Below are 11282 nucleotides of genomic sequence, written 5' to 3'. Positions count from 1 at the left end.
ATCCTGTCTGCTGTGCTACTTTAACTACGGCTGCACGTAGACTCTCTAAAACCATGTCATTATACACACTTGGAATTATTACCCAAACCAAGAACAGCAGTCACATCGGAGATGACTGCAACTGTTTTCCGCTTAAAGGAATAGGCTCTTTCCGGTTCCTCAGCTATTGCGGTACAAATATTTGCGACACCAGGCGTATAAACCCTTGTCAAATCGTCATGGGGGAATGGGCTAGAATAGAAAAAAAGTGCGCGAAACGAGAACGTTATATTGATTTTTTAAAATTTAGTAATATAATAGCTATTGTAAATACGCGTTTCGCGGAAATTTGATTATCCTGTTATGGAGATGTTGCTGATGAAGAAAATTTTATTGCTTGCTACTGGTGGGACGATTGCTTCCGTGGAAGGAAGTGAAGGGCTTGTTCCAGGATTATCTGTTGAAGAATTGCTGCATTTCTTACCAGAATCATTAGGTAATGTAAAAGTGGAAGGTAAAATCCTTATGAATATAGATAGTACCAATTTGCAGCCTGAGCATTGGGCAATTATCGCTGATGCTGTTTACACACATTATCATGACTACGACGGATTTGTGATTACACATGGAACCGATACCTTAGCGTATACATCTTCCGCTCTTTCTTATATGCTTCAAGGTTTAAATAAACCAGTTGTACTGACTGGATCGCAGATTCCAATCAGCTTTAAAAAAACAGATGCCAAGAAAAATGTACTTGATGCTGTGCGGTTTGCCTGCGAGGATATTGGCGGAGTATTTATTGTTTTTGATGGTCGGGTGATTCTAGGAACAAGAGCGGTTAAAATGCGGACAAAAAGTTATGATGCTTTTGAGAGTATCAACCATCCGTATGTAGCTTATGTAAACAATGGCGAGATACACTACCAATGGAATCCTATGCCTGCTACACAAAAACTTTCTTTAAATACTAATTTGTGTACCGATGTCTTTCTGATGAAATTGTATCCTGGGATGAAGCCCGAGACTTTTGATTGTCTAAAAGATTTATATAAAGGAATTATCATTGAAAGCTTTGGAAACGGCGGTTTGCCTTTTGAAGGAAGGGACTTGCTTTTTAAAATAAAGGAGCTTACCGAAATGGGGATTGCAATCGTTATCACAACGCAATGCCTTGAAGAAGGAGAAGATCTGCTTCTATATGAAGTGGGCCGTAAAGTAGCCCAGCATCAGGTTATTTTGTCCAGGGATATGAACACAGAAGCTCTTGTAGCCAAATTAATGTGGGCACTGGGACAGACTGATTCTCTGGAACGGGTCAAGGCGATGATGGAAACACCACTGGCGGGAGACTTAACAATCAAATCTGATGAAGAGGCTTTTAAATAGGAACACAAGAACTGCCCGAAATATCGGTCCTATTAAAAATTTGCTTTACATAAAGGAGAGCGAAAGATATGTCCATCACAAAGAGTACAATAAGAACAGAAAAAGATTTTTTAGGCTCAAAAGACGTTCCTGCTGAAGCTTATTTTGGGATCCAGACACTCCGTGCGGTTGAAAACTTTCCCATCACCGGGTATCGAATTCATGAAGAATTAATTAAAGCAATGGCTATGGTGAAAAAGGCAGCTGCGATGGCAAATATAGATGTTAAACGGCTTTATTCAGGCATTGGAGAAGCCATCATCAAGGCAGCGGATGAAATGATTGAAGGCAAATGGCACGATCAAATTATCGTCGATCCAATCCAAGGCGGCGCAGGAACCTCGATTAACATGAATGTAAATGAAGTCCTGGCCAACCGTGCAATTGAGTTAATGGGGAAAGAAAAGGGGGACTATTTCCATTGCAGTCCTAATACCCATGTCAATATGTCACAATCAACGAATGATTCATTTCCTACAGCCATTCATATTGCCGTACTAAATTTTTTAGAGAAGCTGTTTGCAACCATGGAAGAAATGCATTCAGTCTTTCAGCAAAAGGCGGAAGAGTTTAATCCTGTCATTAAAATGGGACGCACCCACCTTCAAGATGCGGTGCCGATTCGGCTGGGGCAGGAATTTGAAGCTTACAGCCGTGCAGTCGAACGTGATATCAAGCGGATTAAGCAATCACGTCAGCATTTATATGAATTGAACATGGGGGCAACAGCCGTGGGAACAGGTTTAAATGCGGACCCGCGCTATATAGAGTCGGTGGTAAAACACCTCAAAGACATAAGCGGCCTGCCGCTGGTGGGGGCTGAACATCTTGTGGATGCGACACAAAATACAGATGCGTATACAGAAGTATCAGCGGCATTGAAGGTCTGTATGATTAATATGTCAAAAATCGCCAACGACTTGCGCTTAATGGCTTCAGGACCAAGAGCAGGTTTGGGTGAAATCATGTTACCAGCACGGCAGCCTGGTTCTTCCATCATGCCAGGTAAAGTAAATCCAGTCTTGCCAGAGGTCATTAATCAGGTAGCCTTCCAAGTCATTGGGAATGACCATACAATCTGCCTTGCCTCCGAAGCAGGACAGCTTGAATTGAATGTAATGGAGCCCGTTCTCGTTTTTAATCTGCTGCAGTCGATCAGCATTATGAATAATGCCTTCCGTACTTTTACAGAAAATTGTTTAAAAGGAATAAAAGCAAATGAAGAGAGATTAAAAGACTATGTAGAAAAAAGTGTGGGAGTCATTACCGCCGTTAACCCCCATATCGGGTACGAGGCAGCGGCTAAAATTGCACGGGAGGCAATCTTAAGCGGGGCACCAATCCGGGAACTGTGCTTGAAGTATGATGTGTTGACAGAAGAGGAGCTTAATCTAATCCTCGACCCCTATGAAATGACACATCCCGGAATCGCCGGTGCAGCCCTATTGGAAAGAGACTAATCCTTAAGCGTACTCCTATTCATGCGTTGCGTTGAACCCTAACATATGAAAAAAGTAAAAGCACCTTCCATGTTCATTTGGAGGTGCTGTTTTGTTATTGAAATATCTGTTGAGGATCTTCCATATTTAGGCTTCTTTTTTTATTTCCTTTGCTCTTAACATTCGTTTCACCCTCACAAAAGAGACAAAATCGATTAATTCATCGGTTGACAAAAGTTCCCCATCTATTGAAAGTCTGTGAGAATGGATTTTTCCGAAATTTGTAATCTCAATAAGATCGTCCTTTTCTGCTCCTAATAAATAATCAACCGTTGTATCAAATAAATCCGCAATTTGTAATAAGGAGTGGAGGGAGGGTTCACGGTATCCTGATTCGTAACCGGCATAAGTGCTTTTTGCTATCCCTAGCTTGTCGGCCGTTTCTTGTAGGGACCATTTTCGCTCTTTTCTTAATACAGATAAACGTTCCAGCATGTTCTCAGGCCTCCAGCTTTTTAATATTGGATTTATTATACCATTGGAAATTGACGAATACTAGAAAAAAATACGCGAAACGAGAACAATATATTGATTTTTCATAATTTAGTTATATAATAGCTAATATAAATACGCGTTTCGCGTAAATCTGACCATTCTTTTCAATGGAGATGTTGCTTGTGAAGAAGATTTTATTGCTTGCTACCGGTGGAACTATTGCCTCAGTAGAGAGGAATGAGGGGCTGGTTCCAGAATTATCTGTTGAAGAAATGTTGAACTACTTACCAGAAACATCAAGTGATGTACATGTTGACGGTAGAATCTTAATGAATATTGATAGTACCAATTTGCAGCCAGAGCAATGGATAAAGATCGCTGAGGCCGTCTATACCCATTATCATGATTATGACGGATTTGTCATTACACATGGAACAGATACGTTAGCGTATACATCCTCAGCCCTCTCTTATATGCTGCAGGGGCTGGAAAAACCGGTTGTGCTGACCGGATCGCAGGTCCCGATCAGCTTCAAACAAACGGATGCGAAAAAAAATGTTTCCGATGCTCTACGGTTTGCTTGTGAAGATATTGGCGGAGTATTTGTCCTATTTGATGGCCGGGTCATTCTTGGAACAAGAGCAGTCAAAATGAGAACAAAAAGTTATGATGCATTTGAAAGTATTAACCATCCGTATGTAGCTTACGTAGGTAGAAATGAAATTAACTATAAATGGAAACCTGTTCGTGCCTCAAAAAAGTTTTCTTTTCATGCTAACTTATGTACCGATGTATTTCTGATGAAATTATATCCTGGTATGAAGCCTGAGACTTTTGATTGTCTAAAAGATTTATATAAAGGAATTATCATTGAAAGCTTTGGAAACGGCGGCTTGCCTTTTGAAGGAAGGAACTTACTTTCAAAAATCCAAGAGCTTACGGAAAAGGGGATTGCGGTCGTTATCACAACGCAATGCCTGGAAGAAGGGGAAGACCTGCTTTTATATGAAGTGGGCCGTAAGGTAGCTCAGCATCAAGTTATTTTATCTGGGGATATGAATACAGAAGCCATCGTTCCCAAATTAATGTGGGCATTGGGACAAACTCATTCTCTGGAACAGGTTAAGAAAATCATTGAAACACCAATGGCAGAGGACTTAACCGCCAAATCAGATCAAGAAGACGATATTGAAATAGAACCACTTATTCGTTTGCTTTAATATTCGAGAGCGAAAAAATATTTATTTCTGTCTTTATAAGGACACGAGACAAGATACATCCATACATGGGGTAGGTACGCTAATGAAGGTTTTACAAAAAACACAAACGATCGTTCGTTATCAGAATGATAACGGTAAAGTATGTTACGGAATGGTTGAGGGTAACGAAATTTTACAATTGTCCAGTGAGTTTACTGATATTGTAAATAACGAACTAAAATATGATGGTATAAGACTTAAAATTAGTGATGTCAAAGTGTTAGCGCCTGTGTCACCCTCAAAGGTGATTAATTTTGGCTGGACATATGCTGATCATGCAAGGGAGACCGGGGGAAAAGCTAACCTCAAAGAACCATTTATGTTCTTAAAACCCGCCTCTTCCTTGATTCCAAATGAAGGGGATATCATTCTTCCGTCAAGTGATTTAACCAAGCAGGTAGAAATGGAAGGGGAAGTAGCCCTGGTCATTGGGAAACGTGGTAAAAATATAAAAGAAGAAGAAGCATTGGATTATGTTTTTGGCTGTACGATCTTTAATGATGTAACGGCAAGAGATCTTACAAAAACGGATCCCCAGTTTACACGCGGCAAAGGTTTTGACACGTTTGGACCATTGGGGCCGTGGATTGTGACAGGTCTTGATCCAACTCATTTACGAATCGTTACAACGTTAAACGGAAAAATCGTGCAAGATGGCAATACGAATCAGATGTCACTCTCCATTCCTTTCCTTATCAGCTGGGTTTCACAGATTATGACTCTGGAGCCTGGTGATGTTTTGGCTACTGGTTCACCATCTGGCAGCTGTCCAATGAAAGCGGGCGATGTGGTAACGGTGGAAGTACAGAATATCGGTAAACTATGTAATTATGTATTAACAAAAGAAGAAGGGGCCGAGTTCGGCCGCTAAAAAAGCATGGGAACGCTCCCGTGCTTTTTACTTTTCACTTTTATCCTAGAGTTTACTATGGAATAAAGACAGATTGCTGGATTTAAAGCAGGATTCTATCCTTCATAGAGTGGATGACGGACAGATACTGGGGAAAAAGAGGTGATGAAGAAGAAATTCAACTGAAGGATGATCAAGATATTTTAGACCTATATAAATCTTTATGGCAAAACTACGACGGAACAGAGAGTGGTTTAAAGCAAATCGTTATTTCTGTTCTTGCATATGAAAAGGTTTGGGGTATAAACCTAAATAATGTGCCAATGTTAACAGAGGCTGTGACTAGATACCTCCTTAAAATTGAAAATCTTGGAATGAAAGAAGCTATTAAATAGGTTACTAGAATTAATTCCACAATAGAAGTTCGGTGATCCTGACCAATTATTTACTAGGCAAATGAGTCCATCTGATTAAGGTTCTAATTAGCGTCCTTACGTTTTTTTATCGTAGAAATTCAGAAACTACATGTTAATAACTGAACAAAAACTGCCCTTAAATAAGTACGGTGAACCGTATCATAAGTAGGGGCAATTTTTTACATCTGCTCAACTTTAGACAAGGCAGTACCAAAAAGATGAGGTGGTGTCCGAAGTCGGGTGAACATCGGACAAAGCAGTACCAAAAAGATGTGTGGTGTCCGAAGTCGGGTGAACATCGGACAAAGCAGTACCATTAAGATGAAGTTATGTCCGAAGCCGAGTGAACATCGGACAAGGTAGTACCAAAAAGATGAGGTGGTGTCCGAAGCCGAGTGAACATCGGACAAAGCAGTATCAAGAAGATAAGATGGTGTCCGAAGTTGAGTGAACATCGGCCAAGGGAAGGCCTAAAAGATGAAGCTATGTCCGAAGCCGAGTGAACATCGGTCAAGGGAAGGCCCAAAAGATGAAGCTATGTCCGAAGCCGAGTGACATCGGCCAAGGGAAGGCCTAAAAGATGAAGCTATGTCCGAAGTCGAGTGAACATCGGACAAAGCAGTATCAAAAAGATGAAGCGGTGTCTGAAGTTGGGTGAACATTGGACAAGGCAGTACCAAAAAGATGAGGCGGTGTCCGAAGTCGGGTGAACATCGGACAAAGCAGTACCAAAAAGATGAGGTGGTGTCCGAAGTCGGGTGAACATCGGACAAAGCAGTACCATTAAGATGAAGTTATGTCCGAAGCCGATTGAACATCGGACAAGGTAGTACCAAAAAGATGAGGTGGGTCCGAAGCTGATTGAACATCGGACAAGGGAAGGCCCAAAAGATGAAGCTATGTCCGAAGTCGAGTGAACATCGGACAAAGCAGTATCAAAAAGATGAAGCGGTGTCTGAAGTTGGGTGAACATTGGACAAGGCAGTACCAAAAAGATGAGGCGGTGTCCGAAGTCGGGTGAACATCGGACAAAGCAGTACCAAAAAGATGAGGTGGTGTCCGAAGTCGGGTGAACATCGGACAAAGCAGTACCATTAAGATGAAGTTATGTCCGAAGCCGATTGAACATCGGACAAAGCAGTACCAAAAAGATGAAGTGGTGTCCGAAGTCGGGTGAACATCGGACAAAGCAGTACCAAAAAGATGAGGTGGTGTCCGAAGTCGGGTGAACATCGGACAAAGCAGTACCAAAAAGATGAGGTGGTGTCCGAAGTCGGGTGAACATCGGACAAAGCAGTACCATTAAGATGAAGTTATGTCCGAAGTCGAGTGAACATCGGACAAAGCAAGGCAAAAAGAAGTGATGTCTGAAGCCAAGTAAACTTCCGACAAGTGCAATCCCAAAAAGTGTTACTATGTCCGAAGAAAGACCAATCTTTCATCAAAACAAAAATTATTTATAATAGGAATCACTTGTTTTTCCAACTGCGATAAGACTAGTATTTTTTATAAAAACTGCCGCTTAAACAGGTGCGGTGAACCGTACCATAAGTACATGAGGTTTTTTATGAAATACAGGTACAGCACCATTCCATAACATGTGGAATGTGCTAATTTGCTATATGAACAAAAAGGGTTTGGCCTGCCAAGCCCTTTTTTGTATTCTTTGGTCAAATGAGCACAACTTCATTTATTACTCAAAACAAACATAGATTGTCAACTTAATTTATTATTAGGTTGACAATTAATATAAAATTGAATATTATCATAATGGAATTAATTACATATTTATTTTGAGGAGAATGTAAAAATGAAACTTAAAGAAATGACCTTTGTAGCGGTGTTTGCTGCTGTCATGGGTGCTCTAGGTATCGTTCCGCCTATTACTCTGTCGTTTACACCCGTACCTATTACACTGCAAACACTAGGTGTTCTTCTTGCAGGTGGAGTATTAGGGGCAAGATTAGGAGCCATGAGCCAAACTGTCTTTTTACTGCTAGTTGCTGTTGGAGTACCTCTTTTATCGGGAGGTCGAGGCGGATTAAGTGTATTTGTTGGACCGAGTGTTGGTTATTTAATTTCTTGGCCTATTACAGCATTCGTTATTGGATATCTATTATCACGTATAGAAAATTTAAAACTACAACATGTTTTATCAATTAATCTGACAGTTGGAATCCTGCTTGTCTATTTAATTGGTATCCCTGTTCAAGCATTGATTATGCACATTTCAGTATTAAATGCTGTAAAAGTAAGTTTAATTTACATTCCTGGTGATGTGTTAAAAGCTGTACTAGCTTCGATTTTAGTTTATAGACTAAGAAAGCACCCCGTTTTTTCAAGATCACTAGCTGCGAGCTACTCAAATGTAACGAAGAATATTTAAGTCTAAAGAGACACCTTGATGTGTCTTTTTTTAAAAGATAAGAATGTATAAATTTTAACTTTGAGATTGGTCTAGCTCTAGGCGCCATCGGCTCGAGGTCACAAGCCAATCCGTCCAAAAGGTTAAAAAACAACCTTTCGGCCGGCTCGTCTTGTGCTTGTCGCCGATAAACTAAGCGCCTTGCGCTTTTCTTATAGAGGTGATAATGATGGGCAATATAACGGAATCATATGATACTTCCGCTAAAATTTTCCCCAACAAAATAGCCATCCATACAAATCATCAACAAATCAATTATCAAAAATGGAGTGAATGGGTCAATCAAACGGCAAATTGGCTTTCCTCACTTCATTCAGAAAATAAAACAATCGGAATCCTTCTGCCTAATGGACTTCCTTTCCTGCAACTCTTTGCAGGTGCATCCAAGGCTGGCTGGATTGCAGTTCCCTATGATTTGAAATGGAAAACAACTGAATTAGAACAGAGAATAAAACTTTCCAATCCTTCGATCATTGTCACAACAAGAGAAATGTACAATCAGATGAAAGATAGTATTCTAAATCTAATGAGTTGGGATGACAGTTTACGGGAGATATCCCGGTTTGAAACGAACATCATGAGGTCTACTCAAGAAAATTTGCCTTTTTATATGGGCTTCACTTCTGGCACAACCGGCAATCCAAAAGCGTTTGTTCGTTCCCAGGATTCATGGATAGCGAGCTTTGATTGTAACCGTCTTGATTTTGAAATAAATGAATATGATCATGTTTTAATTCCTGGAGCCTTAATCCATTCTCACTTTCTTTATGGAGCTATTAGCACTTTGTATTTAGGGGGAACCGTGTATCTATTAGACAAATTTTCTCCTATTGAAGGGCATTCATGGATACAATCTTATCCCATTACCACGATGTATGTGGTTCCAGTAATGATAGAAGCATTCCTGAAACAAGGAATTCAAATACATAAGTTTATAAAACTTCTTTCATCGGGTGCGAAGTGGTCTGAAAGATCGAAATTGGAAATCTATAACATTTTTCCAAATATGACTATGTATGAGTTTTATGGAGCCAGTGAATTGAGTTTCGTTACTGTACTTTCTGAACACGATGGGAGGCAAAAGGCAGCAACCGTCGGGAAGCCTTGTTACGGCGTAGAGGTACAAATACGGCAGCAAGATCAGGTTTTAGCAAAGCCCAATAAGGTTGGAAAGATCTATGTAAGAAGTGGACTGATCATAAATGGATACATGGATCACGATGGGGCCGTTCATTCTATTCAGGATGAAGAGGGATGGGCTACGGTCCATGATATGGGCTATTTTGACGAAGATGGCTATCTATACATTACGGGCCGTGAGCAAAATATGATTTTATATGGAGGAATCAATATTTTTCCTGAAGAAATAGAGAAAGTGATTTCCTTGCATCCGGATGTCGAGGAAGTGGCTGTCATTGGTCTGCCAGATTCATATTGGGGTCAGGTTGTGGCTGCGGCAGTGAAGGGAAAGGGCAGTCCATTAGAGTTAAAAAGACTTTGTATGAAGTATTTGGCTTCTTATAAAATTCCTCGCAAATGGTTTTTTCTATCTGATATGCCCTATACCACGAGCGGAAAGATTGCTCGTGCTGAGCTAAAAAAACACATCGAAAGCGAGGTGACCAGTGATTAAAAGAGCCGTCATTGTCCATGCGAAACGTACACCAATTGGAAAAGTGAATGGAATGTTACGGGATATTCAGCCACATGAGCTTGCCGTTCCTCTTCTCCAGCATTTAGCGCATGGATTAGAAGAAAAGATGGATGACATCATTTTGGGGAATGTTGTTGGACCCGGTGGAAACGTAGCCCGGTTGGCTGCATTAGAAGCAGGATTACCTCTCTCTGTAACGGGACTTACCATTGACCGTCAATGCAGTGCAGGGTTAGAAGCGATTCGAATGGCATGTTACTATATCCAAGGTGGAGCTGGCCGCTGTTACATTGCTGGTGGTGTAGAAAGCACGAGCACCTCTCCGTTTCCAGCAAGAGCGAGATTTTCTCCTGAAAAAATGGGTGACCCCGATATGGGCGTTGCCGCAGAATATGTGGCAGAAAAATATGCTATTTCAAAAGAAATGCAAGATGAATATGCACTATTAAGTTACAAGCGTAGCTGGGAGGCGTATGAAAAAGGGTATTTTACTCAGGAGATCATTCCGATTGGGGATTACCATCAGGATGAAGAACTATTGAGGAAAAGAAAGCTGGAATTACTATTAAATAGGGCGAAGCCCATATTTAAAAGGAACGGTACGGTTACAGCAGCGAACAGTTGCGGTATTCATGACGGAGCTTCAGCTGTTCTTGTCATGGAAGAAAGTATGGCTTTAAATAATGGTTTCCGGCCTATCCTGCGATTTTTGGATAGTGAAATCTCAGGTGTCCATCCACATTATCCCGGGGCAGCCCCAATTCCGGCTATTCAAGCCTTATTAAAAAGAAACCGGTTAACTATTGCGGATATTGACTTAATTGAAATAAACGAAGCTTTCTCTTCGAAGATCGTCGCCTGTATGAAAGAACTTTCTATTCCTTGTGACAAAATAAATGTTCGCGGAGGAGCTTTAACGTTAGGACATCCTTATGGAGCTTCGGGAAGTATCTTGATCACGAGGCTGTTCTACGAAGTTCAAAGACGAGAGAATGTTAAATATGTACTAGCGGCAATAGGCAGCGGTGGAGGAATCGGATTAGCAGTCCTATTCGAGGTGGCCATATGACGAAGGAGAAAAAATCACGTTATATAGTGGAACTCGATTGCAGTAATTGTTCATTCGCACATATCCTCAATGGTTCATTTTTCTATTAGTGCCATGGTCATTCAAATTAGAGGAGTCAATCCCTGACATTTTTTTTAGAGGTTCGGAGCGAGCCTTTCAGCAATGGAGCAGGTTGAGCTCATTTTTAATTAAACGTTTGTTTAATGTGGAAAATGTGGGAATTGAATAGAATCTTGTTAGTTCAAGTGAAATCAGTCTAGATTTGTTG

Annotated in this window: 10 protein-coding genes and 1 pseudogene; 8 read left to right on the top strand and 3 right to left on the bottom strand. The window is 40.7% G+C overall.

The features are described 5' to 3' along the window. Positions 1-77: 77 nt before the first annotated feature. Positions 78-218: pseudogene (locus tag JOC76_RS09280) on the bottom strand (NAD-dependent malic enzyme); the annotation flags it as partial. Positions 219-357: 139 nt separating this feature from the next. Here JOC76_RS09280 and JOC76_RS09275 point away from each other — a divergent pair. Together JOC76_RS09275 and aspA are read left to right on the top strand one after the other, a co-directional pair. Next, positions 358-1368 carry an asparaginase gene (locus JOC76_RS09275; protein WP_205177325.1) on the top strand — a complete coding sequence of 337 codons (1011 nt, stop codon included), beginning with the start codon at positions 358-360 and terminating at the stop codon, positions 1366-1368. 68 nt (positions 1369-1436) lie between these two features. Beyond that, positions 1437-2867 (top strand): aspartate ammonia-lyase, encoded by a 1431-nt coding sequence (aspA, locus tag JOC76_RS09270; RefSeq protein ID WP_205177324.1) that lies wholly within the window; start codon positions 1437-1439, stop codon positions 2865-2867. A gap of 126 nt (positions 2868-2993) precedes the next feature. Here aspA and JOC76_RS09265 read toward each other — a convergent pair whose 3' ends face one another. Further along, positions 2994-3341 carry a helix-turn-helix domain-containing protein gene (locus JOC76_RS09265; RefSeq protein WP_205177323.1) on the bottom strand — a complete coding sequence of 116 codons (348 nt, stop codon included), beginning with the start codon at positions 3339-3341 and terminating at the stop codon, positions 2994-2996. Positions 3342-3523: 182 nt separating this feature from the next. Here JOC76_RS09265 and JOC76_RS09260 point away from each other — a divergent pair, with 182 nt between their 5' ends. From JOC76_RS09260 to JOC76_RS09250, 3 genes are all read left to right on the top strand, one after another. Further along, positions 3524-4561 carry an asparaginase gene (locus tag JOC76_RS09260; protein ID WP_205177322.1) on the top strand — a complete coding sequence of 346 codons (1038 nt, stop codon included), beginning with the start codon at positions 3524-3526 and terminating at the stop codon, positions 4559-4561. Between the two features lie 82 nt (positions 4562-4643). Further along, positions 4644-5471: a fumarylacetoacetate hydrolase family protein gene (locus JOC76_RS09255; protein WP_205177321.1), complete on the top strand. Its 828-nt coding sequence runs from the start codon at positions 4644-4646 to the stop codon at positions 5469-5471. Between the two features lie 113 nt (positions 5472-5584). Further along, positions 5585-5845: a hypothetical protein gene (locus JOC76_RS09250; protein ID WP_205177320.1), complete on the top strand. Its 261-nt coding sequence runs from the start codon at positions 5585-5587 to the stop codon at positions 5843-5845. A 200-nt stretch (positions 5846-6045) separates the two neighbouring features. Here JOC76_RS09250 and JOC76_RS09245 read toward each other — a convergent pair whose 3' ends face one another. Next, complete coding sequence (locus JOC76_RS09245) at positions 6046-6321, bottom strand: hypothetical protein (RefSeq protein WP_205177319.1); 276 nt, start codon at positions 6319-6321, stop codon at positions 6046-6048. Positions 6322-7676: 1355 nt separating this feature from the next. On the opposite strand from JOC76_RS09245, the gene JOC76_RS09240 reads away from it, so the two are divergent. The 3 genes from JOC76_RS09240 (at position 7677) to JOC76_RS09230 (ending at position 11014) form a co-directional block, all read left to right on the top strand. Continuing rightward, positions 7677-8252, top strand: a complete 576-nt coding sequence (locus JOC76_RS09240; protein ID WP_205177318.1) for a biotin transporter BioY — start codon at positions 7677-7679, stop codon at positions 8250-8252. Between the two features lie 208 nt (positions 8253-8460). Continuing rightward, entirely contained in the window at positions 8461-9924 is a 1464-nt protein-coding gene (locus JOC76_RS09235; RefSeq protein ID WP_205177317.1) for an AMP-binding protein, read from the top strand. Next, a complete protein-coding gene (locus tag JOC76_RS09230; RefSeq protein ID WP_205177524.1) occupies positions 9920-11014 on the top strand; it encodes an acetyl-CoA C-acyltransferase in 1095 nt (364 codons plus the stop codon). The genes JOC76_RS09235 and JOC76_RS09230 overlap by 5 nt, the downstream gene beginning before the upstream one ends. Positions 11015-11282: the final 268 nt, after the last annotated feature.

The sequence above is a fragment of the Neobacillus cucumis genome, assembly GCF_016908975.1.
GTDB classification, from domain to species: Bacteria; Bacillota; Bacilli; order Bacillales; family Cytobacillaceae; genus Neobacillus; species Neobacillus cucumis.
Note: the sequence above shows the minus strand (reverse complement) of the source record. Positions and strands in the feature narration are given on the sequence as shown.